The following is a 24,138-nucleotide window of genomic DNA, read 5'->3' on the forward strand; positions in this document are numbered from 1 at the left end:
CGACTGGACGGGACGGGGGAACCGGTTCGCGTATACTGCGCGCTTCGGGTCACCGCGCTCGACGCTGCCTTCGCCCCAATCGACAGGTTCCGATGCTTTCGTTCTCCACCCCCGCCTCGCGGCGCCTGACCGCGGCCCGCGCCTTCGCCGTCATCGCACTGTGCATGGTCCCCGTGTCGACCGCGCTGACCAACGTGTTCTGCGCGCTGTTCGCCGTCGCGCTGATCGTCTCGCCCGAGTTCTGGCGCAACCTGCGCACGCTCGTCACCGAACCCGCGTCGCTCGCCGCACTGCTGATCCTGGCCGCGCTCGCGTTGAGCGTCGCGTACACGGTCGCGCCGCACGACAAGGCGTGGAACTGGGTCGCGAAATACGACAAGCTGCTGCTGCTGCCGTTCGCGATGCTCGCGTTTCGTCATTCGGGCTGGGCCCCGATCGTGCGGCGCTGCTGGTTCGGCACGCTGTGCGTGATCCTGCTGCTGTCGACGACGAATTATCTCGGCTTGACGGCGATCGGCCCGGCCCATGCGTTTTCGCTGCCGGTGTCGCGCGCGTGGGTATTCAAGAACCATATCGCGGCCGGCATGTTCGGCGCGCTGCTGTTCTACCAGGCAGCCGATCTTGCGCTGGCCGCGCGCACCGCGCTGTCGCGTACGGCTTATGCGGCCGTCGCCGCGTGGGCGCTCGTCAACGTGTTCGTGATGCTGCAGGGGCGCACCGGTCAGATCGTCGCGCTGCTGCTGATGCTCGTCGTCGCCGTGCGTTTCGTCCTGCTGCTGCGCCGGCAGTCGGCGTTGCGGGCGGGGTTGGCCGCCGGTGCGCTGTTGCTCGCGGCTGCGGCGCTCGTGGTTGCGGCCTCCACGATCCACGGCGGCCGCCTCGCGCAGATCGTGTCCGAAGTTCAGCAGTATCGGCAAAGCGATGCGGCGACGTCGGCCGGCCTGCGCCTCGAGTGGTACAAGAAGGGACTGCAGCTGTATCTGGCGCGCCCGGCCATCGGCTATGGCGCCGGCGGCCTCGAGTTCGAATTCCAGAAGCTCGCGGCCGGCAAGACGGCCGCCGAAGGGCAGCTGACATCGAACCCGCACAACGAATACATGCTGATGGCGGTGCAGCTCGGCACGGTCGGCGTGCTGCTGCTCGTGAACCTGATCGTGCAGATCGCGCGCGGCAGCGCCACGCTCGACCCGCGCTCGCGTCATTTGCTGCTTGGCTGGCTGGTGATCTTCACGATCGGCAGTCTCGCCAATTCGCTGCTGCTCGATTTCGCCGAAGGGCATCTGACGATGCTGCTCGCCGGCATTCTGCTCGGCTGCCGCGAGCGCAAGGAAGCGCCGCCGCGCGAGACGTCGGCGATTCGGCACAGCGCGTAATTCGGGCACACGCGCGTTCCATCGCGCGAGATGGCCCGCGCCGCCGCGTGACTCGAGCGGCGCTCGCGCGTTCGTGAATCGTGAAAGGAGCGCGGCGGCGCAGATCAGGCGCGGCCCGCGCGATGCAGCCGCGACGTATCGACGACCGCTTCGGTCGGGTCCGGGCGCGCGAGGCCGAGCATCTCCGCGGCCGCCCTCTTCACGCGCTGCGCGTCGAGATTCTCCAGACAGTCGCTACGGCTGTCGACGTGGCGGTCGCAGCCCTCATGCCGACACGGCACGCAATCGCCGTCGCCCTGCAGCAGCCACACGTTACCGTGCCGCCCCGAGCCACGCAGCGGCCACGGGTTCTCAGTGGCCGGCCAGTGCTGCGGCCAGGGCCCCCAGCGCACCGGGTCGGACGGTCCGAACAGCGCGATCGTAGCGGTGCCGGTCGCGGCCGCGACGTGCGTGGCGCCCGTGTCGGGCCCGATGAAGAGCCGTGCGCGTCGCACGAGTTCGGCGCTTTCCCCGAACGTCAGCCGCCCGACGAGATTCAGCACGTCGCCGCCCGCTTCGGCGGCGACCTGCTCGGCATACTCGCGCTCGCGATCGGCGGGACCGCCCGACAACGCGACCGCGAAACCGCGAGCGCGCAGCCAGCCGATCATCTCGACCCAGCCGTCGAGCCGCCATTGTTTGTAGCGGAACATCGGATACGGATGCAGTACGACGAGCGGCTTGCCTGCGCGCACGGCCGGCGATTCGGCGAGCCATGCGTCGAAACGCGCGCGACGCTCGGGATCGTCGCCGATACCCGGCGCCACGACCTCGGACACCGGATCGATGCCGATGACGGGCGCGAGCGCGAGCGTGCTGACGACCGTATGCGCGGACTGGTGATGATTGATCGCGATGCCGTTCAGCATCAGGCGCGTGAGCCACGTGAGGCGCTCGGGATCGACGAGCCCGACGCGCTTGCGGCCCGCGAACCAGCTGTAAAAGCGCGGCCGATCGGAGCTCAGCGCCGCGCACGCGAGATCGTAGCGGCGCCACATCGACAACGCGTCGCGCAGCCGCTCGCGAAACCCGGCCCGCTGCGCGACGACGATCACGCGCCGGACGTCGGGATTGTGCTCGAGCACGCCTTCGGTCCCGCGAAACACCAGCATGTCGATCTGCGCGTCCGGCCAGCGGGCCTTCAGCGAACGCACGAGCGGCGTCGTCAGCAGCACGTCGCCGATCCGGCGCGGCGCGGCGACGAGAATGGTTCTGGGCGGTCGGGCGGAGGAAAACAGGGCCACGTCAATCGGTCCGTCAGGCTGGCTAAACAAGGCTGGCAATGTACAGGATTTTGCGGCAGCCGGCGTGTTTACCGGTCGTGCGGCGCAAGCGGCAGCCCATACAAACACGGCCCGTCGTACCGCACGCTGCGATACGCGGGCCACACCTCGCGACGATCGTCAGGAATCGCGGTCAGTACGCGATCTCGACGGCGCCACCGCCGAACGTCGCGCGCAGTTCCGCGAGCAGCGCATCGCTCGGCTTCACGCGCCACGCATCGCCGAGCCGCATCTCGCCCTGCGCGCGCGCGTTGCTGTAGTGGATCTGCACCGCAAGCCCGTTCGGCAGCGGCGCCGCCTGGCGACGCCCGCCTTCTCGATCACGTCCGCCGCGCGACGGCGCAGGCGCGTCGATCGCGTTCGCGGCCGCCGGGTCGTGCTTCGACACATGCGGCTCCAGCACGCGGCGCAGCGCGGCCGCGTCGGCATTGCCGTTCATCGTCAGCCGCACGGCCTGCGCATAGCGGCTGCGCGCGCGTTCGAGATCCATCACCGTATCGGCCGTGAAGCGAATCCCGCCGGTGAACGCGTCGTTGCGCGCCTGCCCCTGCACGATCAGCAGTTCGTCTTCCTTGAACAGCGCCTTGTTCGCTTCGAACTGCTCGTTGAAGATCGTGATTTCGCACTGGCCCGTGCCATCGTCGAGCAGCGCGATCAGCATCTTGCCGCGCTGAGTCATCTGCGTACGGAGCGACGCGATGATCCCGGCGACGAGCTTGTCGCGCCCCTCCTTCAGATCGCCGATCTTCTGCCGCACGAAGCGGCGCACCTCGTCGCGATACGCGTCGAACAGGTGGCCGGACAGATAGAAGCCGAGCGCGCCCTTTTCTTCCTGCAGCCGGCGCTTGTCGTCCCATGCGGGCTCGTCGACGAGCGCGTGCGCATGCGGCGATTCGGCGCCCATGTCGAACAGCCCGGCCTGCAGCGCGTTCGCCTCGGCCTGTTCGGCGGCTTCCATCGCGAGCGGCACCGACGCGAGCAGCTGCGCGCGATTCGCGTTCAGCGAATCGAACGCGCCGGCGCGGATCAGCGCCTCGACCGTGCGACGGTTCACGATCCGGCGATCGATGCGCTCGCAGAAATCGAACAGGTCGGTAAACGGCTTTTCTTCGCGCGCACGCAGGATCTCCTCGATCGCGTTCTGGCCGCTGCCCTTCACCGCGCCGAGACCGTAGCGGATCGTGCGCGAACGCTTGCCGTCGGGCTCCGCGACGGGCTCGAACCGGTAGTGCGACTGGTTGATGTCGGGCGGCAGCACGACGAGGTTGTTCATGATGCAGTCGTCGAACAGGATCTTCACCTTGTCGGTGTCGTCCATCGCGAGCGTCATGTTGGCCGCCATGAATTCGGCCGGATGGTGCGCCTTCAGCCACGCGGTGTAATACGCGAGCAGCGCGTACGCGGCCGCGTGCGACTTGTTGAAGCCGTAGCCCGCGAACTTCTCCATCAGGTCGAAGATCTCGTCGGACTTCTCGCGCGACAGCCCGTTCTTCGCCGCACCTTCGGCGAAGATCTCGCGGTGCTTGACCATCTCCTCGGGCTTCTTCTTGCCCATCGCACGACGCAGCAAGTCCGCGCCGCCGAGCGAGTAGCCGCCGATGATCTGCGCCATCTGCATCACCTGCTCCTGATAGACCATGATCCCGTAGGTCTCTTTCAGGACGGGTTCGACGCGCGGATCCGGATAGTCGACCTTCTCGCGCCCGTGCTTGCGCGCGCAGAAGCTCGGAATCAGATCCATCGGGCCCGGACGGTACAACGACACGAGCGCGATGATGTCCTCGAAGCGGTCGGGCTGCGCATCCTTCAGCATCCCCTGCATGCCGCGGCTTTCCAGCTGGAACACGGCGACCGTGTTCGCCTTCTTGAGGATCTGGAACGAAGCGGGATCGTCGAGCGGCACCTGCGACAGCGACCAGTCGGCCTTCGACGGGTCGAGACGGCGGATGTAGCGCTCGGCCCAGTCGAGAATCGTCAGCGTGGTGAGGCCCAGAAAGTCGAACTTCACGAGGCCGACGGCTTCGACGTCGTCCTTGTCGTACTGGCTCACGACGCCGCCGTCGTCGCCCTGCGTGTAGAGCGGACAGAAATCGGTCAGCTTGCCGGGCGCGATCAGCACGCCGCCCGCGTGCATCCCGACGTTGCGCGTCAGGCCCTCGACGCGCTGCGCGAGGTCGAGCAGCTGGTGCACCTCGTCCTCGTTGTCGTAGCGCTCCTGCAGCTGCGGCTCTTCCTTCATCGCGTCGGCAATCGTCACGTGCTTGCCGGGCTTGAACGGAATCAGCTTCGCGACGCCGTCGGTGAACATGTAGCCGAGGTCGAGCACGCGGCCGATGTCGCGCACGGCCGCCTTCGCGGCCATCGTGCCGAAGGTGGCGATCTGCGACACGGCGTCCGCGCCGTACTTGTCCTTCACGTACTGGATCACGCGATCGCGCCCGTGCTGGCAGAAGTCGATGTCGAAGTCGGGCATCGACACGCGCTCGGGGTTCAGGAAACGCTCGAACAGCAGGTTGTAGCGCAGCGGATCGAGATCGGTAATGCCGAGCGCGTAGGCCACCAGCGAACCGGCGCCCGAACCGCGGCCGGGGCCGACCGGCACGCCGTTGTTCTTCGCCCAGTTGATGAAGTCCGCAACGATCAGGAAGTAGCCGGGAAAGCCCATCTTCGTGATGGTCCCGCACTCGAATTCGAGCCGCTTGTAATACGTGTCGCGCTGCGCGTCGCGCTCCGCCTCGTCCGGATACAGCTGCACGAGACGCTTTTCGAGCCCCTCCTTCGACAGCTGGATCAGGTAGTCGTCGAGCGACATGCCGTCCGGCGTCGGGAACAGCGGCAGCTTCGGCTTGCCGAGCTCGAGCGTCAGGTTGCAGCGCTTCGCGATCTCGACCGTGTTCGCGATCGCGGACGGCAGATCGGCGAACAGCGCGACCATTTCGTCCTGCGTGCGGAAATACTGCTCGGTCGTGAAACGCTTCTGGCGGCGCGGGTTCGCGAGGATGTCGCCTTCCGAAATGCACACGCGCGCCTCGTGCGCGGTGAAATCGTCGTCGGTCATGAACTGCGTCGGATGCGTCGCGACGACCGGCAGCTTCAGCGACGCGGCGAGCGTCGCGGCCTGCTGGATGTACGCCTCCGCGCCCGGCTGCCCGTAGCGCTGCAGTTCGATATAGAAGCCGCCGGGGAACACCTTGGCCCAGCGCTGCGCATGGCGGCGCGCGGCTTCCTCGTTGCCGGCCGCGAGCGCGAGGCCGATGTCGCCCTGCTGCGCGCCCGACAGCGCGAGCAGCCCTTCGGACAGCTCGCCCTCGAGCCAGCTCGCGTCGAGCTCCGCGCGGCCGCGGTACTGGTTCGTGAGCCACGCCTTCGACAGCAGCTCGCACAGATTCAGGTAGCCGCGCTTGTTCTTCACGAGCAGCAGCAGGCGCGACGGTTTGTCGCGATCGTCCGGATTCGTGATCCAGACATCGCAGCCGGCAATCGGCTTCACGCCCTTGCTGCGGGCTTCCTTGTAAAAACGGACGAGACCGAATGCGTTGCCGAGATCGGTCAGCGCGAGCGCGCCCTGACCGTCGGCGGCCGCCGCCTTGACGATGTCGTCGAGACGCACGATGCCGTCGGCAATCGAGAATTCGGAGTGAACGCGGAGATGGACGAAGCGAGGATCTGACATGGGCGCTATTGTAGCCGCGTCGCCGCGCAGGCTGCCCAAAAAATCCCCGTGCCGGCCGTTCGGCCGATGCCGGCGGCGCGCCGTCGCGGCCTGGCCGTTCGGCCGGGTGTCGGCGACGACGCGGTTTGCGGGATAATACGGGTTTTCGAATCTCCGCCCGGCTTCGCACCCTTTTTTGCGGGCCACCGTGCGCTCGCACGGTCGCGGCCGTTTTACCGTCCGACCACCATGACCATCGTCAACCTCGCCGCCTATCACTTCGTGTCGCTCGACGCGAACGAGCAATGGCGTCCGCTCGTCACCGCGCGCTGCAACGAACTCGGCCTGCGCGGCACGATCCTGCTCGCCCCGGAGGGCATCAACCTGTTCGTCGCCGGCACGCGCGAAGCGACCGACGCATTCATCGACTACATCCGCCACGATCCGCTGTTCGAAGGGAAGTTCGCGACGCTGCAGTTCAAGGAAAGCCTGTCCGACTCGCAGCCGTTCCGCCGGATGCTCGTGCGCCTGAAGCGCGAAATCATCACGATGAAGAAGCCCGCGATCAAGCCGGAGCTCGGCCGCGCGCCGTCGGTCGACGCGCGCACGCTGAAGACGTGGCTCGATCGCGGTCACGACGACAACGGCCGGCCGGTCGTGATGCTCGACACGCGCAACGCGTTCGAAGTCGACGTCGGCACGTTCGACGGCGCGCTCGACTACCGGATCGGCAAGTTCAGCGAGTTTCCCGACGTGATCGACGCGCACCGCGCCGACCTCGAAGGCAAGACGATCGTGTCGTTCTGCACCGGCGGCATCCGTTGCGAGAAGGCCGCGATCCACATGAAGGAAATCGGCATCGACAACGTGTATCAGCTCGAAGGCGGCATCCTGAAGTACTTCGAGGAAGTCGGCGGCGCGCACTATCACGGCGACTGCTTCGTGTTCGACTATCGCACCGCGCTGACGCCGGAACTGCAGCCGGCCGGCGACGTGACCTGCTTCGCGTGCCGCGCCGTGGTCACACCCGAGGCGCAGCAGTCGCCGAGCTACGTGCCCGGCAAGTCGTGCCCGGCCTGCGCGCACACGGCCGACGCGGCGGCGTAAGCGCGCGCCACGCGCACTGCCGATGAACGGCTATCGCGGCCGCTTCGCGCCGTCGCCCACCGGTCCGCTGCATTTCGGCTCGCTCGTCGGCGCGCTCGCGAGCTGGCTCGATGCGCGCGCGCACGGCGGCGCGTGGCTCGTGCGGATCGAGGACATCGACGGGCCGCGCACGGTCCCCGGCGCGGCTGACGACATCCTCGCGACGCTCGCGCATTTCGGGATGACGCCGGACGAGCCGCCCGTGTGGCAGAGCACGCGCGAAGCCGCGTATGCGGCCGCGTTCGAGCGGCTCGTCGCCGCCGGCCTCGTCTATCCGTGCGGCTGCACGCGCAAGGAAATCGCCGATTCGCTGCGCGCCGCGCACGAGCGCCACACGACGCTCGCGTATCCCGGCACGTGCCGCACGGGCCTGCGCGGCAAGCCGGCGCGCGCCTGGCGCCTGCGCGTGCCGGACGGCGATGCCGCGATCGTCGCGTTCGACGATCGCTGGCAACGTGCGCAATCGCAGAACCTCGCGACCGAAGTCGGCGATTTCGTGCTGAAGCGCGCGGACGGGCAATGGGCGTATCAGCTGGCGGTCGTCGTCGACGATGCCGACGCCGGCATCACGCATGTCGTGCGCGGCGCCGACCTGCTCGATTCGACGGCCCGGCAGATCTATCTGCAGCGCTGTCTCGGCGTGCCGACACCCGCGTACCTGCATGTCCCGGTCGTCGTCGATGCGAACGGCGAAAAGCTCAGCAAGCAAACGGGCGCTGCAGCGCTCGAACGCGACGATCCGCTGCCGCCACTGCAGGCGGCTGCCACGCATCTTGGGCTCGGCACGCCCGATCGCCCGCTGCCCGGTACGACGCTCGATGCGTTCTACGCAGCCGCGACCGACGCATGGGCGCGCCGGTTCGGGCCGCACGCGCAATAACGGTCGCCACGCCGAGCGAGCGCCCGGCGCGCTTGCGACGCGCAAGCCTATACGCCACGCGGCACGGCATCGCACCGCCGCGCGTGCCGCTCCAGCCCCGAATGCCCAACAAAAACGGGCGCATGCCAAGTCGCATGCGCCCGCCGGGGTTCCGTTCCACACGCTGCGCCGATCCGCGACCGGCGCACCGCTTCAGCGCGTGCTTCAGCTCGTCGGCTTGCGCGGCATGCCGAACCCGCCGAGCAACGCGGCAACCTGACGCTTCGGCGTCTTCTTCTCGGGCTGCGCCGGCTTCGCGTCTTCGGCCTGCTTGGCCGGCGCCGACGGCTCGTACGGCTTGAGGAAGAAATCGTCGACCGGCGGCTCGTGGCGGCGATGATGCCCACGCTCCGCACCGGGCGACCGGCGGCCCGACGCGCCGCGATGCTCGTCGCGATCGCGCCGCCCGCCGCGCTCGCCGCCGCGTTCACCGCCGCGCTCTTCATGACGATGGCGCGCCGGCTTGTCGAGCACGAGCGTCTGCATCTCGAGCGGACGCTTGATCAGTTTCTCGATATCGGCGAGCTGCTTGCGCTCGTTCGGGCTGCACAGCGACAGCGCGTCGCCGGTCGCGCCCGCACGGCCCGTGCGGCCGATCCGGTGCACGTAGTCTTCCGCGTTGAACGGCAGATCGAAGTTGATCACGGCCGGCAGTTCCGCGATGTCGAGACCGCGCGCGGCCACGTCGGTCGCGACGAGCGCCTCGATCTCGCCGCGCTTGAACGCGTCGAGCGCCTGCATCCGCTCGAGCTGCGACTTGTCGCCGTGGATCGCCGATGCGACCACGCCGTCGCGTTCGAGCTGACGCGCGAGCCGGCTCGCGCCGATCTTGCTGTTGCAGAATACGATCACCTGCTTGAGGCCGCGATCGCGCAGCAGTTGCACGACCGCCGCCTGCTTGTCGCCTTCGGCGACGTCGTAGACGATCTGCGTGACGTTCGCGTTCGTCGAATTGCTGCGCGCGACTTCGATCGTCTGCGGGTTGCGCAGGTACGTCGACGCAAGCTTCTTGATTTCGGGCGAGAACGTCGCCGAGAACAGCAGCGTCTGACGCTCCTTCGGCAGCAGGTTCAGGATGCGCTGCAGGTCGGGCAGAAAGCCCATGTCGAGCATCCGGTCCGCTTCATCGAGCACGAGAATCTGTACCTGGCCGAGGTTCGCGGTCTTTTGCTGCACGTGGTCGAGCAGACGGCCCGGCGTCGCGATCAGGATCTCGACGCCGCGGCGCAGTTCCGCCATCTGCGGGTTCATGTCGACGCCGCCGAACACGACCGCGCTGCGCAGCGGCGTGTGCTTGGCGTATGCGTGCACGTTCGCGGCGACCTGGTCGGCGAGTTCGCGCGTCGGCGTGAGGATCAGCGCACGCACGGGGTGGCGCGCGGGCGACGCGCTCGTGTTCGCCTGCGGCAGCAGACGCTGGATGATCGGCAGCGAGAAGCTCGCGGTCTTGCCGGTGCCCGTTTGCGCGGCGCCCATGACGTCGCGGCCGGCGAGCACGACCGGAATGGCCTGCGCCTGGATCGGCGTCGGCGTCGTATAGCCCTGCTCCGCAATGGCTTTCAGGATATCGGCGGCAAGGCCGAATTGATCGAAGGTGGCGTCGACAGGCTTGGCGACAGAATCGGACATGGTGGCGTTTCGCTCAAAAGGCGCGGCGGGGACATCGCGCGTCAGGCCGGCCGGGCCTGCGCTCATCACATTTCGGAAGTAGACGGAGCCGCGGCGCGCCGCGCGGCGCCGCTCTGGCGCTTGGGACCGGTTCGATGCGAACGTCGGACGCCAGGCCGTGCGGACTCCGTTCGGCGCGAATGCCGGCGGAAAGGGCCGTATTGTAGCACCGTGCGGCCGTCTGTCCGTGACAACGCCGCGAACGGCCGCCACGGCGGTTCGCCGCATGCCTGTGGCGGCTTCGCAGACGGAGGGCGACCCGCGTCCGGCGCAGCGTTCGAGCCCTGATTGAGTCGCAATCCGGCCGGACCCGGCGCGCTTTCGCGCCGCTCGGCCGCCGCTCAGCCCTTGCGCTTTTTCTTCTTGTCGACCTGCACGCAGTCCGCGAGCAGCGGCGGCGATTTCTCGTCGGCGATTTCGTCGCGCAGCGTCGCTTCCTTGCCCTTCGTCCACCACGTATAGCGGCCGGCCTGATAGCGCACGCCCGACGCCGACACGGTATCGACGAACAGCAGCCGCTGTCCGTTCACGGGCACGAGCGCGAAGCTCTGGCCGTTGCCCGCGAGCCAGTACGACACGCGCACCGGCTGCGGCTGGTTCGCGCACTGATACGCGACCGTCTGGCGCGCATCGGCGTCGATTTCCTCGATGGTCAGCTGCGCCGCATGCGCGACGGAAACGGTAAGGCCGGCCAGCGCGAGCGCGGCGACGGTTTGACGAATCATGCAGGTCCTCTCGGAAGACGAATGAAAATGCGCGCCTCGCCGGCGCGCGGCTTGTCGTTGTCGGTTATGGGCAGTGCGCTGTCTGCACGGGTCACGGATCGATCACGTCGGCGCATGCGTCGGTCGGCGCCGCGGCGACGTGGCCGACGACCGGCACGATCTTGAGCCCGGCCGAGGCGATGCGGCACGGCGCAGCGGCCAGCCCGCAGCCGGCAAGGCCCGCCGCAAGCGCCGCTGCGGCGGCCAGTTTTGCGATACGCATCCAGATCGGCGCCATGGCGCACTCCCGGTTGATCAGTTGCCCGCTACGGGCCGGACGGCCGCGGCCGCACGTTTGGCGCGCTCGCGCGCTTCGTCGACGTTCGCGCCCGTCGCGAGCGCGACGCCCATGCGCCGTTTCGTGAAGCTTTCCGGCTTGCCGAACAGCCGCAGATCGGCGCCCGGCACCGCGAGCGCGTCGCGCACGCCTTCGAAGGCGATCCCGCGCGCGTCGAGCCCGCCGTAGATCACGGCCGATGCGGCCGGCGAACCGAGCGTCGCGTCGACCGGCAGCCCGAGAATCGCGCGCGCGTGCAATTCGAACTCCGACTGGCGCTGCGATGCGAGCGTGACGAGCCCCGTATCGTGCGGCCGCGGGCTCACTTCCGAGAACCACACTTCGTCGCCGCGCACGAACAGCTCGACGCCGAACAGCCCGCGCCCGCCGAGCGCCTCGGTGACCTTGTGCGCGATCTCGCGCGATTTCTCGAGCGCCGCCGCGCGCATCGGCTGCGGCTGCCACGATTCGACGTAATCGCCCGCGACCTGCACATGGCCGATCGGCTCGCAGAACCACGTGCGCGTGTCGAGCGTGACAGGATCGATCGCGCGCACGGTCAGCTGCGTGATTTCGTATTCGAAGTCGATGAAGCCCTCGACGATCACGCGACCGTGATTCACGCGACCGCCCGCCATCGCGTAGTCCCACGCGGGCTTCACGTCGGCTTCGGTCCGTACGACCGACTGCCCCTTGCCCGACGACGACATCACGGGCTTCACGACGCACGGCATGCCGATCTGCGCGACCGCGGCCGCGAACTCGTCGAACGACTCGGCGAATGCATACGGCGACGTCGGCAGCCCGAGCGTTTCGGCCGCGAGCCGGCGAATGCCTTCGCGGTTCATCGTCAATTGCGTCGCGCGTGCGGTCGGGATCACTTCGGCAAGCCCGGCCGCCTCGATCTGCGCGAGCGCGTCGGTCGCGATCGCCTCGATCTCCGGCACGATCAGGTGCGGACGCTCGGCCTCGACGAGCGCGCGCAGCGCGGCGCCGTCCGTCATGTCGATCACGTGGGCGCGGTGTGCGACCTGATGGCCCGGCGCATCCGGGTAACGGTCGACCGCGATGACTTCGACGCCGAGTCGCTGCAACGCGATGACGACTTCCTTGCCGAGCTCGCCGGCGCCGAGCAGCATGACGCGCGTGGCCGACGGCGAAAGCGGCGTACCGAGCCGCTGACCGATCTGCATGTGATTTCCCGCTTCTGGTGGAGGACGAAAACGGCTCCGATGTTAACACGCGGGCCGGGCCGGTTCGCGCGCTTCGCCGCCGTCGGATGCGGCGCGCGGCCGGGCCGCGAACGTTTTCGCGCGCCGCGTGTCGGCTCGCCTCGCGCGGCGCGGGTGCGTTACTCTTACGCCTTGTTCAGAATCCGATGAGGCACGAGGCCCATGTTCCACCCGTCCGCCACCGCACGCGCACGCGCCGGCCTGCTTCGCCCGCTGCGCGCGCCGCTCTGCGCGTTGACCCTTGCCACGCTTCTCGCCGCCTGCGCGATGCCGACCCACCCCGATTCCGCCGCCCCCGCACCCGATCCGTACAACCCCGCCGCGGTCCAGCTGCTCGACGACACGAGTTGGGAACTGACGCGCTGGCAGAACGCGGACGGCACGCCGCGCGCGATTCCGCACGGCGACAACGGCGAGCCGATCAAGCTTCAGCTGTCGACGCAATCGGGCGTTCGGCATGCGAGCGGGTTTTCGGGCTGCAACCGCTACATGGGTCCGTACAACGTGAAGAACGGGCTGCTGAGCTTCGGGCCGCTCGCCGGTACGCGGATGGCCTGTCCGAACACGCTCGGCGGCCAGCTCGAACGCGCGTACCTCGATGCGCTCGCGCACATCGCGAAGACCGGCGTGCTGATGCGCGCGCCGCAGCAGTTGCAGATCGTGACCGAAGCCGGCGACACGCTGACGTTCACGCGCCGCGGTCAATGACGTCGCGCGCGGAGATGGCCGACCGGCCGCCTTTCTCCGCGCGCATCGTCCGCATGACCGGTCGCGCGGCGGATTCGCGCCGTGCTGTCCGGGTGTCCTGTTGGTCCTTGTCCGGGTCGTCGGCCGGTTAAACTCGGCGGGTCGCGCATCGCGCTCCCCGCCTTACTTCGTTTCAAAGCATGCACACGGTTGTTTTCGGCTGGTTCGGCATCTCCGCCGTCTGGTTCCTCCTCCTCTTCTGGCGTCTCGTGCAGGCGATGCTGCCTGGCGGCGGCGGCCTCGCCGGCCCCGGCTCGATTCGCCTGTGGCTCGGCTTTGCGGCCGTATTCGTCGCGAGCTGCACGCTGACGAGCGCGCTGTCCGGTCCCGACACGAACGCGCTCGGCCATGCGTTCGCGGGCGGCTTCGCGCACGTGCTCGGCCCGATCGGCACGCCGGTCGCGATGGTCGTGCTGCTGTTCGCCGGGCTGCCGTGGCTCACCGGCATCGGCTGGCGCCGGTTCGCCGCCTGGGTCGACACGTCGTTCGGCGTGAAGCTGGCGCGCGACACCGGCGACGACGATGCGCACGGCATCGCGGACCTGCCGCGCAGCGCGCTGTATCGCGACGACGACATCGTGCAGCCGACCACCGCGCATACCGTCAATCCGATGGCGCCGCGGCAGAACGGCCGCTATGCGCGTCCGACGCTGTGGAAGCCCGACCCGCAGGCGCGGCCGAAACCGCGCAGCAAGCCGGTGCCGCGCCCGCCGGTGGAGCCCGTCGCGCCGTCGGGCTGGCTGAAGCCCGCGTCCGGCACGCGGATGCCGGTGCCGCCCGCGCCGCCGGCGACCGGCGCAATGCCGCCGCCGACGATCGGCAGCACCGCGAGCCTCGCGCGCGCCGCCGCGAATGCGCAGCCGCGTCCTGACCCGGCACCGCTGCCGGCCGGCTTCGAGCCGATGCGGCCGCGTCCGACGGCCCTGCGCCCGGCCGCCGCACTCCGTCAGCCGGCCGCGCCGCGTGCAACCGTCGCGCCGCGCGCTGCGGCGCCCGCGCCGGCGCGTCCGCTCGCGCGTCCCGCCGGCGGAACCGCGGGCATCGGCGCGTCCGCGGATGCGTCGCGCCGTCGCGTGGCGGCGCCGCCGCAGAAACGCGCGCCGCTCTATGCGTGGGCCGACAAGCCGGCCGCGCCGATCACGCCGGCTCCGAGCGTGCATGAAACGCTGCGCTCGATCGAAGCCAGCACCGCGCAGTGGGCGACGCTGGCCGGCGCCGCGGCGTCGGCAGATGCTGCGCGCACGGCGGCGAGTGCGGCGGGAGTGATTGGCGTTGCCAACGCAAGCGCGGCCGCGGGCGTTGCTGCGCCTGCGCCGTCGGCCGCATCGGGTGCCGGTACATCGACGGTGACGGACGACGCCGCGCCGCTGGTCGCCCCTGCCATCGAGCACGACACGGCGGCAACCGCACACGACGACAACGCGCCAATCGTACTGCCCGCATTTGTCGATGTCGCGCCGGCTCCCCTCGCTTCCGCGGACGATACCGACATCGAAGCGCGCGCAGAAGCCGGGTACGACGCGTCCGCAAACCACACGAGCGACGCTCGTGCGTCCGCGGCGCCGCATGCGGACGATGAAACGCCGCAGATCGAGGCCGCGCAGGTCGCTTCGGCAATCGCTAGCGCGTCTGCCCGGCCGGGAGACGCGCCGATCGAACTCGCGCCGTGGGAAGATTTCGTCGCGCAGCAGGCTGCGGCCGTCGGTACGTCGATCGGTAGCTCGGGGGCGTCGGCGCCCGGCGTCGCAGACGGGATCGGCACAATCGCCGCGACCGAGCCGCAGACATCCGCGCTTGCCGCCGCGCCGGCAAGCGACACGGCCCGCGTCGATACGGTCTCTGTATCCACTTCGGCGATCGACGACAAGAGCACGGCCGAAACGCAGTCCGCACCGCAAGTTGGCGCGGTGCAAGCGTCAATTGCGCCCTCGGGCGCCGCCGCGCAGCATGATGCCGAACCGAGCGCTCCCCTTCCCGCTTCCGCGAGCAATGCAGCATCGCCGCCGGTGACGCTCGATCCACAAGCGGTCGCGGCGACGGTGCCGGTAACGGCAGCCGCTTCGACGGTCGGCCGCGCAAGCGCTCCGCGGGAGGCGGCGGCAACCGTCGCGGCGAAACCTGCGTCGACCGCGGCGGCAACGCCTGCATCCGCTTCGTTGCCACCGTCCGGCGATATCGTGCCCGGCACCGCTCCCGTTGCGTCCGCACCGGTCGTCGTGCCGCATGATGACGCGCAACCGGCTACTTCCGCCGTCGTCGCGACTTCGGCATTGAACGACGTCGAGGCCGCGACCGGCACGGCGGTCAATGCGGACGATGCGGTTGCGCCGACGTCGGTGCCGATACCCACACAGATCGGCTCGGCAACCGCCGCTCAACCGGTTCCGAGGGCACCGCTTTCATCGACGCCGATGAAGCCGTTCGCGTCGGCCGCGGTGTCGGCACCGTCTGCGACATCGACAACGCCCGCAACGTCGAGCCCGACCGCATCTCAGCCCCCGATCACGCAGTCGTTGTCGCGTGCCGCTACGGCACAGCAGAGCGAGCACTTTGGCAGAACCGCGTCGGCCGCAGCCGCTCCGCAGAGTCCGATCGCCTCACTGGCCGCGACCGCACCGTCGAGCAGCCGCTTCGACATGCCGGCCGCCGTCACGACGACACCCGCACCCGCGGCAACAACGGCTGCCGTCGAGGGCACGCCGTCCGTCGCACCGACGGCTGCTGCGGCTATGTCGTCCGCTAGTGCCGCATCGGTGAGGACTACGGCGAGCCCTTCCGCTCCGGTGCCTGCGTCGGCTACGCCGTCTGCCGGTGCCGTACCGGTGACCACTACCGCGAGCCCTTCCGCTCCGGTGCCCGTGTCGGCTATGCCGTCCGCCACTACTGCATCGGGGATGACTACCGCGAGCCCGTCCACTGCGACGCCTGCGTCTGTTATCCCGTCCGGCGCCGCCGCATCGTTGACGACTACGGCGAGCGCGTCCGCTCCGACGCCTGTGCCGGCTACGCCATCCGCCGCTGCCGCATCGGTCACGACTACGGCGAGCCCGTCTGCGCCGATGCCCGCACCGGCACCCGCTTTCGGCATTGGCAACACGCGCGTTGCTGTCGGCGGCGCCGCCGCGGACACCGCGAGCATCGCCGAACCGGCATCGCCGCGCATGCCGGCCGCGTCGATTTCGTCTTCTGCTGCTGCCACCACCGCCGCACCGCCCACGACCGCTGCATTCGCGGCGTTTGCCGCGAATGCGCCGGCAACCGCACCGGCAACGCTGTCGACGCTTGCCACCGTCACGGCACCGTCTGCACCGACGACGTTCGCGACCACGGTCGGCGTAACTGCGCCGTCGCCGAACCCGATGAACCCGCCGGCCGCGCCGAATCCGGCGCCCCAGGCGAACTGGAACGCCACGAGCACCGCGGCTCCGTCGTCCGCACCGTCCTCGACGTCACAGCAGCCGACCGCAACCGCACCGGCCGCGACGATTTCGGCCACGACCACGGCGCCGGCCACACCCGCTACCGCGGCAACCCCGCCGGCCGCCCCTGCCGCGACGGTTTCCGGCATCGCGACGGTCCCGCCGAGCGTCGCCTCCGCGCCGCCATCGTCGCCCACATCCGTCGCCGCGCCCGCCGCAGAACCGGCCGCCCCGGCCGCCGATACCGCCGCGCAACCGGCTACGACCGCGCCCGCCCGCCAGCCGCGTCCGAACGCGTTCGAATTCCACGCGCCCGCGTCGTTCAGCGTCGAACTGCCGACGCTCGACCTGCTCGAACCGGCATCCGACGAGATCGAACCGATCACCGACGAACATCTCGCGCAGACGGGCCAGGTGATCGAACAGCGGCTGCAGGAATTCAAGGTGCCGGTCACGGTCGTCGGCGCGTCGGCGGGCCCGGTGATCACGCGCTTCGAGATCGAGCCCGCGCTCGGCGTGCGCGGCAGCCAGATCGTCGGCCTGATGAAGGATCTGTCGCGCGGCCTCGGCCTGACGTCGATCCGCGTCGTCGAGACGATCCCCGGCAAGACCTGCATGGGTCTCGAACTGCCGAACGCGAAGCGCCAGATGATCCGCCTGTCCGAGATTCTCGAGTCGCGCCAGTACCAGCACTCGACGTCGCAGCTGACGATCGCGATGGGCAAGGACATCACCGGCCATCCGGTCGTCACCGATCTCGCGAAGGCGCCGCACATGCTCGTTGCGGGCACCACCGGTTCGGGCAAGTCGGTCGCGATCAACGCGATGATCCTGTCGCTGCTGTACAAGGCGACACCCGACGACGTGCGGCTGATCATGATCGATCCGAAGATGCTCGAACTGTCGGTCTACGAAGGCATCCCGCACCTGCTCGCGCCGGTCGTCACCGACATGAAGCTCGCCGCGAACGCGCTGAACTGGTGCGTCGGCGAAATGGAGAAGCGCTATCGGCTGATGTCGGCGGTCGGCGTGCGCAATCTCGCGGGCTTCAACCAGAAGATCCGCGACGCCGAGGCGAAGGAAAAGAAGATCGGCAACCCGTTCTCGCTGACGCCGGACGATCCCGAACCGTTGTCGACGCTGCCGCTGATCGTCGTCGTGATCGACGAGCTCGCCGACCTGATGATGGTGGCCGGCAAGAAGATCGAGGAGCTGATCGCGCGTCTCGCGCAGAAGGCCCGCGCGGCCGGCATCCATCTGATCCTCGCGACGCAGCGTCCGTCCGTCGACGTGATCACCGGGCTGATCAAGGCGAACATCCCGACGCGCGTCGCGTTCCAGGTCTCGTCGAAGATCGACTCGCGCACGATCCTCGACCAGATGGGCGCCGAATCGCTGCTCGGTCAGGGCGACATGCTGTTCCTGCCGCCCGGCACCGGCTATCCGCAACGCGTGCACGGCGCGTTCGTCGCCGACGAGGAAGTGCACCGGATCGTCGAATATCTGAAGCAGTTCGGCGAGCCGCAGTACGAGGAAGGGATTCTCGACGGCCCGGCCGCCGACGGCGCGACGCAGGACCTGTTCGGCGAAGCGCCCGATGCGGAAGCCGATCCGCTCTACGACGAAGCGGTCGCGTTCGTCGTGCGCACGCGGCGCGCGTCGATCTCGTCGGTGCAGCGTCAGCTGCGCATCGGCTACAACCGCGCGGCGCGGCTCGTCGAGCAGATGGAAGCGGCCGGGCTCGTGTCGGCGATGGGCATCAACGGCAGCCGCGAGGTACTGGTGCCGGCCGCGGCCGACTGATCGTTTCGGCCGCAACCGCAGGCCGCGCCGCGCGTGCCTGGTACGCGGCCGGCCGCACGAAAGCAACAAGGGCGCCGCGAGCGCCCTTGTTCGTTGTTACTGCACCGGTACGAGCTTGAAATCGACCGGCTTGCCGACCGCCACCTTGCGTGGATTCGCGGCGAGCTGCCCGCTGCCGACGTCGCGGCCGAACACGTAGAACGTGTCGCTGTCCTGGTTGCCGACGATCAGCCATTTGCCGGTCGGATCGATCAGGAATTCGCGCGGCGTCCGGCCGAGGCTCGACTGGCGACCGACGGTCTTCAGCCGGCCGTCGGCCTGGTTCACCGCGTAGATCACGATCTCGTTCGCGTCGCCGCGGTTGCTCACGTACAGGAAGCGGCCGTCCGGCGACAGGTGGATCGCGCCGCCGCCGACCTTGCCCTTGAAGCCGGGCGCGATCATCGACACGGTCTCGATCGGCGTGAGCTTCCCGTCGTGATAGCCGAACACCTCGACCGACGCGTTCAGCTCGCTCGTCACGTACGCGAACCGGCCGTCCGCACTGAATACGAGATGGCGCGGCCCCGCGCCGGCCTTCACCGGCGTATAGCGCGTGTCGGTCGGGCTGATCAGCCCGCGGCTGCCGTCGACCGTGTAGCGATAGCCGTAGATCTTGTCGAGACCGAGATCCTGCACGAACAGATAGCGGCCGTCGGGCGAGAACACCGTCGAGTGGACGTGCGCGTTGTCCTGCCGCCCTCTGACGGGCCCCTTCCCTTCGTGGTGCACGCTGAGCACGGCCGGTGCGACGCCGCCGTCGTCGCGGACCGGAAACAGCGCGAAGCTGCCGCCCGGATCGGCCGCGACCGAATAGTTGGCCGTCACCAGATACTTGCCGTCGGGCGACAGACTCAAATAGCAAGGATCGTTCCCCTCTGACGAAACGCGGTCGATGAACGTGAGCGCACCCGTCTTCGCATCGAAACGGAAGGCGCTGATGCCGCCGCGCTGCGTCGCGGGCCCGTTATCGCCGGGCAGTTCGTTGACCGCATAGACGACGCGACCGTCGCGGCTCGGCAACAGATACGACGGGTTCACCGTCTTCGCCGACGATACCGGTGCGACACTACCGGTGCTCGTATCGAAGCGGTACACGTAGATGCCGTCGCTGCCGGTGTCGGTGTAGGTGCCGACGAGCAGGTTGTAGACGCCGTCGGCCGGTGCCGGCGATTGCTGCGCGAATGCATGGGTCGCGGACAGGGAAAGCACGAACGCGAAACCTTTCATCCAGTGAGCGAGCCTAAGCGGGAACCCTCGTGTCGAAGCGTGTGCGTCACGCTCGCGTAAACGGTTGGGCATTGAATCCTCCTTGCATCGAGTCGCTTCAAGTGTTGAGATAGGACGAAACGCCGGCCGTCATGCGCTCCGCCTTCGATCGAGTATACGGGGCGCGGCGCCAGCGCGTGAAGCTGTCCGTCCGCGGCCCGCATTGTGAACCCGAAACAAGGATTTGCCCGCCCATGCCCGCCCTGATCGAAGACTATGCCCTCGTCGGCGACGGCCACACGGCCGCGCTGATCGCAAAAGACGGCTCCGTCGACTGGCTGTGCTGGCCCCGGTTCGACTCGGGCGCCTGCTTCGCGGCGCTCGTCGGCACACCCGAGCACGGTCGCTGGCTGATCGCGCCGGCCGCCGACGTCGCGATTACGCATACGACACGCCGCTATCGCGGCGACACGCTGATTCTCGAAACCGATTACGAAAGCGCGGACGGCGCCGTGACCGTCGTCGATTTCATGCCGCCCGGCAACGGCTGGTCCGAGCTCGTGCGCATCGTCGTCGGCCGGCGCGGCACGATGAAGATGCGGATGGAACTCGTGCTGCGCTTCGACTATGGCTTCTCGATCCCGTGGGTCACGCAGCTCACGCGCGAAGACGGAATGAAGGCGATCGCCGGCCCCGACACGGTCGTGCTGCGCACGCCGGTGCCGCTCACCGGCAAGAACCTGCATACGCTCGCGGAATTCACGGTAAGCGCCGACGAGCGCGTGCCGTTCTCGCTCGGCTATGCGCCCTCGCATCTGCGGCTGCCGCCCGCGCGCGATCCGCTGTCGATGCTCGCGCGCACCGAGAACTACTGGCTCGAATGGTCGGGCCGCTGCCAGGTGCGCGGCCGCTATGCGGCCGCCGTGCGCCGTTCGCTGATCACGCTGAAGGCGCTCGCGTACGAGCCGACCGGCGGCATCGTCGCCGCGCCCACCACGTCGCTGCCCGAGAAGATCGGCGGCAACCGCAACTGGGACTACCGCTACTGCTGGCTGCGCGACGCGACGATCACGCTGCTCGCGCTGATGCGCGGCGGCTACTACGACGAAGCGCGTGCGTGGCGCACGTGGCTCGGCCGCGTGATGGCCGGATCGCCCGAGCAGATTCAAATCATGTACGGGATCGCGGGCGAGCGCCGGTTGCCCGAGATGGAGCTCGACTGGCTGCCCGGCTATCAGGATTCGAAGCCGGTGCGCGTCGGCAACGGCGCCGCAAACCAGCTGCAGCTCGACGTGTTCGGCGAAGTGATGGCCGCGCTGCATCTCGCGCGCGTGGGCGGCCTGCAGGCCGACGATACGGTGTGGTCGGTGCAGTGCGCGCTGCTCGATCATCTCGAGAAGATCTGGCAGGAACCCGACGAAGGAATCTGGGAAACGCGCGGCGGCCGCCGTCATTTCACGTTCTCGAAGGTGATGGCATGGGTCGCGTTCGACCGCGCGATCAAGTCCGCGGAGATGTTCCGCCTGCCGGGCTCGCTCGAGCGCTGGCGCGCGCTGCGCGACCGCATCCATGCGGACGTCTGCGAGAAGGCCTGGCACGACGGCAAGCAGGCGTTCGCGCAAAGCTACGGCAGCGACGAACTCGACGCGAGCGTGCTGCTGATGCCGCTGCTCGGCTTCCTGCCGCCCGAGGATCCGCGCATCGTCGGCACGGTGGAGGCGATCGAGCGGGAATTGCTGCACGACGGGCTCGTGATGCGCTACCGCACGACCGAGTACGACGACGGCCTGCCACCCGGCGAAGGCACGTTTCTCGCGTGCAGTTTCTGGCTCGTCGACAACTACGCGCTGCTCGGCCGGATCGACGACGCGCATCGGCTGTTCAGCCGCCTGCTCGCGCTGTCGAACGACCTCGGGCTGCTCGCGGAAGAATACGACCCGGTCGAGGGGCGGCTTGTCGGCAATTTCCCGCAGGCGTTCTCGCACGTCGCGCTGGTGCATACCGCGATGAACCTGATGCACCACGAAGAGGCGATGGCGCGCGCGGCCGGACAGCCGGCGCCGGCCGCCGCGACGGGCCGCTGATCGCGGCCGGTGCTATGGTAAGAGAACGTCAAATCGCAAAAATTTGATGAAAAATCCGGGAAATGTTGCATTGCACCACGGATCGTTGTCCGATATGATCGACACGACTGTCCGGCTGCACTGCAACATTGCCGGACGATGACCCACACGGCACGCCGCGACGCCCCACGCCGCCCTTGCGCACCGTCCCCCACGCGGGAGTAGTCTGCATGCTTTACCAACTGCACGAATTCCAGCGGGCGATGCTGAGCCCGCTCACGGCTTGGGCCCAGGCCGCGTCGAAGTCCTTCGCCAATCCGTCGAGTCCGTTTTCGCTGATCCCCGGCGCGCCGCGCATGGCGGCCGCGTACGAGCTGCTGTACCGGCTCGGCAAGGATTACGAGAAGCCCGAATTCAACATTCATCAGATCGTCAAGGATGGCCACAACATCCCGATCGTCGAGCAGACGATCGTCGAGAAGCCGTTCTGCCGGCTGCTGCGCTTCAAGCGCTATTCGGACGATGCCGATGCGGTCACGCAGCTGAAGGACGAACCGGTCGTGCTGGTCTGCGCGCCGCTGTCGGGCCACCACTCGACGCTGCTGCGCGACACCGTGCGCACGCTGCTGCAGGATCACAAGGTCTACATCACCGACTGGATCGACGCGCGGATGGTGCCGGTCGAGGTCGGCCCGTTCCATCTGCACGACTACGTCGAATACATCCAGGAATTCATCCGCCACATCGGTGCGCGCAATCTGCACGTCGTGTCGGTCTGTCAGCCGACGGTGCCCGTGCTCGCGGCGATCTCGCTGATGGCAAGCCGCGGCGAGGACACGCCGCTCACGATGACGATGATGGGCGGCCCGATCGACGCGCGCCGCAGCCCGACTTCGGTGAACTCGCTCGCGACGCAGCATTCGCTCGCGTGGTTCGAGAACAACGTAATCCATACGGTGCCGGCGAACTATCCGGGCGAAGGCCGTCAGGTGTATCCGGGCTTCCTGCAGCACACGGGCTTCGTCGCGATGAATCCGGAGCGCCACGCGCAATCGCACTGGGACTTCTATCAGAGCCTGCTGCGCGGCGACGAGGAAGACGCCGAAGCGCACCGCCGCTTCTACGACGAATACAACGCCGTGCTCGACATGGCCGCCGAGTACTACCTCGAGACGATCCGCGTCGTGTTCCAGGAATTCCGCCTCGCGGAAGGCACGTGGGACGTCAATGGCGAACGCGTGCGTCCGCAGGACATCAAGCACACCGCGCTGATGACGATCGAAGGCGAGCTCGACGACATCTCGGGCAGCGGCCAGACGCACGTCGCGCACGAGCTGTGCACGGGCATTCCGCAGGATCAGCGCCGCAGCCTGACCGCCGAGAAGTGCGGCCATTACGGGATCTTCTCCGGCCGCCGCTGGCGCACGATCATTTACCCGCAATTGCGCGACTTCATCCGCGAGCATGCGCCGGAGCCGAAGAACGGCAGCGCGAAGGATCGCCCGGACGCAACGGCCGGCACGTCCGACACGCCGGCCGCATCGGCGCCCGCGCTCGCGGCCGTCCCGGCCGGCCAGGCGCAGCGCGAAACCGCGAAGGCTGCGGCCACGCTCGCAAAACGCGCGCGCGCGAAATCGTCGGGCGCGCTGTCGCCGAAGGCCGCACCGGCGGCCAAGCGCGCGAGCGGCGCACGCGCGAAGCCGGTACGCGCGCGCAAGGCCGCCTGACGCGCGGCTCGTTCACAGAAAAGCGCCGCCCTGCGCAAGCACGGCGGCGCTTTTTTATCGACAAGCCGATCGCGCGGACGCTCGTTCAGCGCCGTAGCAGATACGCGAGCAGCACTTCGGTGTTCATCCGGACCATCTCCGCGCGCTCGTCGGCTTCGCTGAAATCGCGGCCGAGCGTCGCGGCCAGCGTGAAGCGGTTCGACACGATGTAGTAGCCGAGCCCCGACAGCGTCACGTAGAAGCGCAGCGGATCGACGTCGCCGCGGAACAGCCCGGCCTTCTGGCCGCGCATCAGTACGTTGCCGAGCATCGCGACGATCGGCGACATCATCTCGCGGATGCGCGTCGACTTGTGCAGATAGCGCGCTTCGTGGAGGTTTTCGTTGTTGATGAGCCGCAGCAGTTCGGGATGGTCGCGGTAGTAGTCCCAAACGAAATGCGCGAGCCGCGTGACCGCTTCGACGGGCGGCACGCCATCGAGATCGAGCACGCGTTCGGCTTCGGTCAGCGCGGAAAACGCATGTTCGAGCACCGCGGTGAAGAGCTGCTCCTTGCTGCCGAAGTAGTAATAGAGCATGCGCTCGTTGGTCTCGGCGCGCCGCGCGATCTGATCGACGCGCGCGCCGAACAGCCCTCCACTCGCGAACTCTTCGGCTGCCGCCATCAGGATGCGACGGCGCGTGCCTTCAGGATCTCTTTTGATTTTTGGCTGATTCATGTGGCGTTTTGCTGTGTGAGCCGCGTGATCCGGACCGGCACCCCACCGCATCGGCGCCGG

The 24,138-nt window shown here is 68.5% G+C and carries 15 protein-coding genes; 7 read left to right on the forward strand and 8 right to left on the reverse strand.

Annotated features, from left to right (window positions below; genetic code table 11):
• Window positions 1–92: 92 nt before the first annotated feature.
• The gene (locus tag NP80_RS24500) at window positions 93–1,373 is read left to right on the forward strand and encodes an O-antigen ligase family protein (RefSeq protein ID WP_035945891.1); all 1,281 of its coding nucleotides are present in this window, start codon (window positions 93–95) and stop codon (window positions 1,371–1,373) included.
• Between the two features lie 104 nt (window positions 1,374–1,477).
• On the opposite strand, the gene NP80_RS24505 is transcribed toward NP80_RS24500, so the two are convergent.
• A complete protein-coding gene (locus NP80_RS24505) occupies window positions 1,478–2,656 on the reverse strand; it encodes a glycosyltransferase family 9 protein (RefSeq protein WP_006409042.1) in 1,179 nt (392 codons plus the stop codon).
• A 172-nt stretch (window positions 2,657–2,828) separates the two neighbouring features.
• Window positions 2,829–6,368 (reverse strand): DNA polymerase III subunit alpha, encoded by a 3,540-nt coding sequence (gene dnaE, locus NP80_RS24510; protein ID WP_006405613.1) that lies wholly within the window; start codon window positions 6,366–6,368, stop codon window positions 2,829–2,831.
• A gap of 228 nt (window positions 6,369–6,596) precedes the next feature.
• On the opposite strand from dnaE, the gene NP80_RS24515 reads away from it, so the two are divergent.
• The gene (locus tag NP80_RS24515; protein WP_006409041.1) at window positions 6,597–7,454 is read left to right on the forward strand and encodes a sulfurtransferase; all 858 of its coding nucleotides are present in this window, start codon (window positions 6,597–6,599) and stop codon (window positions 7,452–7,454) included.
• A gap of 22 nt (window positions 7,455–7,476) precedes the next feature.
• Window positions 7,477–8,373, forward strand: coding sequence for a tRNA glutamyl-Q(34) synthetase GluQRS (gluQRS, locus tag NP80_RS24520; protein ID WP_006409055.1), 897 nt, complete (start codon window positions 7,477–7,479; stop codon window positions 8,371–8,373).
• Window positions 8,374–8,577: 204 nt separating this feature from the next.
• On the opposite strand, the gene NP80_RS24525 is transcribed toward gluQRS, so the two are convergent.
• From NP80_RS24525 to purT, 4 genes are all read right to left on the reverse strand, one after another.
• Window positions 8,578–10,041 (reverse strand): DEAD/DEAH box helicase, encoded by a 1,464-nt coding sequence (locus tag NP80_RS24525; RefSeq protein WP_006409057.1) that lies wholly within the window; start codon window positions 10,039–10,041, stop codon window positions 8,578–8,580.
• A 380-nt stretch (window positions 10,042–10,421) separates the two neighbouring features.
• Window positions 10,422–10,805 (reverse strand): MliC family protein, encoded by a 384-nt coding sequence (locus NP80_RS24530; RefSeq protein WP_006405617.1) that lies wholly within the window; start codon window positions 10,803–10,805, stop codon window positions 10,422–10,424.
• Window positions 10,806–10,896: 91 nt separating this feature from the next.
• Window positions 10,897–11,082: a DUF6726 family protein gene (locus NP80_RS24535; protein WP_006398719.1), complete on the reverse strand. Its 186-nt coding sequence runs from the start codon at window positions 11,080–11,082 to the stop codon at window positions 10,897–10,899.
• A gap of 17 nt (window positions 11,083–11,099) precedes the next feature.
• Entirely contained in the window at window positions 11,100–12,314 is a 1,215-nt protein-coding gene (gene purT / locus NP80_RS24540; RefSeq protein WP_006409046.1) for a formate-dependent phosphoribosylglycinamide formyltransferase, read from the reverse strand.
• A gap of 201 nt (window positions 12,315–12,515) precedes the next feature.
• Between purT and NP80_RS24545 the strand changes: the two genes are divergently transcribed.
• Window positions 12,516–13,061 (forward strand): META domain-containing protein, encoded by a 546-nt coding sequence (locus NP80_RS24545; RefSeq protein ID WP_006409045.1) that lies wholly within the window; start codon window positions 12,516–12,518, stop codon window positions 13,059–13,061.
• A gap of 179 nt (window positions 13,062–13,240) precedes the next feature.
• Window positions 13,241–18,322, forward strand: coding sequence for a DNA translocase FtsK (locus NP80_RS31815; RefSeq protein ID WP_045594198.1), 5,082 nt, complete (start codon window positions 13,241–13,243; stop codon window positions 18,320–18,322).
• A 96-nt stretch (window positions 18,323–18,418) separates the two neighbouring features.
• On the opposite strand, the gene NP80_RS24555 is transcribed toward NP80_RS31815, so the two are convergent.
• Complete coding sequence (locus NP80_RS24555) at window positions 18,419–19,591, reverse strand: lactonase family protein (protein ID WP_006398714.1); 1,173 nt, start codon at window positions 19,589–19,591, stop codon at window positions 18,419–18,421.
• Window positions 19,592–19,824: 233 nt separating this feature from the next.
• On the opposite strand from NP80_RS24555, the gene NP80_RS24560 reads away from it, so the two are divergent.
• Window positions 19,825–21,654 (forward strand): glycoside hydrolase family 15 protein, encoded by a 1,830-nt coding sequence (locus tag NP80_RS24560; protein WP_006398712.1) that lies wholly within the window; start codon window positions 19,825–19,827, stop codon window positions 21,652–21,654.
• A gap of 209 nt (window positions 21,655–21,863) precedes the next feature.
• Entirely contained in the window at window positions 21,864–23,360 is a 1,497-nt protein-coding gene (locus NP80_RS24565) for a polyhydroxyalkanoate depolymerase (RefSeq protein WP_006411843.1), read from the forward strand.
• Window positions 23,361–23,445: 85 nt separating this feature from the next.
• Here NP80_RS24565 and NP80_RS24570 read toward each other — a convergent pair whose 3' ends face one another.
• Complete coding sequence (locus tag NP80_RS24570) at window positions 23,446–24,078, reverse strand: TetR/AcrR family transcriptional regulator (protein WP_006398710.1); 633 nt, start codon at window positions 24,076–24,078, stop codon at window positions 23,446–23,448.
• Between the last annotated feature and the right edge of the window lie 60 nt (window positions 24,079–24,138).

This window comes from Burkholderia multivorans ATCC BAA-247, from assembly GCF_000959525.1.
In the GTDB taxonomy this organism is placed as follows: domain Bacteria; phylum Pseudomonadota; class Gammaproteobacteria; order Burkholderiales; family Burkholderiaceae; genus Burkholderia; species Burkholderia multivorans.

What these genes read in the sequence shown, in the direction of transcription:
- NP80_RS31815 (WP_045594198.1), top strand. Translation starts at nt 13,241, where the DNA reads ATGCACACGGTTGTTTTCGGCTGGTTCGGCATCTCCGCCGTCTGGTTC.
- NP80_RS24545 (WP_006409045.1), top strand. Translation starts at nt 12,516, where the DNA reads ATGTTCCACCCGTCCGCCACCGCACGCGCACGCGCCGGCCTGCTTCGC.
- NP80_RS24570 (WP_006398710.1), bottom strand. Translation starts at nt 24,078, where the DNA reads ATGAATCAGCCAAAAATCAAAAGAGATCCTGAAGGCACGCGCCGTCGC.
- NP80_RS24515 (WP_006409041.1), top strand. Translation starts at nt 6,597, where the DNA reads ATGACCATCGTCAACCTCGCCGCCTATCACTTCGTGTCGCTCGACGCG.
- purT (WP_006409046.1), bottom strand. Translation starts at nt 12,314, where the DNA reads ATGCAGATCGGTCAGCGGCTCGGTACGCCGCTTTCGCCGTCGGCCACG.
- NP80_RS24500 (WP_035945891.1), top strand. Translation starts at nt 93, where the DNA reads ATGCTTTCGTTCTCCACCCCCGCCTCGCGGCGCCTGACCGCGGCCCGC.
- NP80_RS24560 (WP_006398712.1), top strand. Translation starts at nt 19,825, where the DNA reads ATGCCCGCCCTGATCGAAGACTATGCCCTCGTCGGCGACGGCCACACG.
- NP80_RS24525 (WP_006409057.1), bottom strand. Translation starts at nt 10,041, where the DNA reads ATGTCCGATTCTGTCGCCAAGCCTGTCGACGCCACCTTCGATCAATTC.
- NP80_RS24565 (WP_006411843.1), top strand. Translation starts at nt 21,864, where the DNA reads ATGCTTTACCAACTGCACGAATTCCAGCGGGCGATGCTGAGCCCGCTC.
- gluQRS (WP_006409055.1), top strand. Translation starts at nt 7,477, where the DNA reads ATGAACGGCTATCGCGGCCGCTTCGCGCCGTCGCCCACCGGTCCGCTG.
- NP80_RS24555 (WP_006398714.1), bottom strand. Translation starts at nt 19,591, where the DNA reads ATGAAAGGTTTCGCGTTCGTGCTTTCCCTGTCCGCGACCCATGCATTC.
- NP80_RS24530 (WP_006405617.1), bottom strand. Translation starts at nt 10,805, where the DNA reads ATGATTCGTCAAACCGTCGCCGCGCTCGCGCTGGCCGGCCTTACCGTT.
- NP80_RS24535 (WP_006398719.1), bottom strand. Translation starts at nt 11,082, where the DNA reads ATGGCGCCGATCTGGATGCGTATCGCAAAACTGGCCGCCGCAGCGGCG.
- dnaE (WP_006405613.1), bottom strand. Translation starts at nt 6,368, where the DNA reads ATGTCAGATCCTCGCTTCGTCCATCTCCGCGTTCACTCCGAATTCTCG.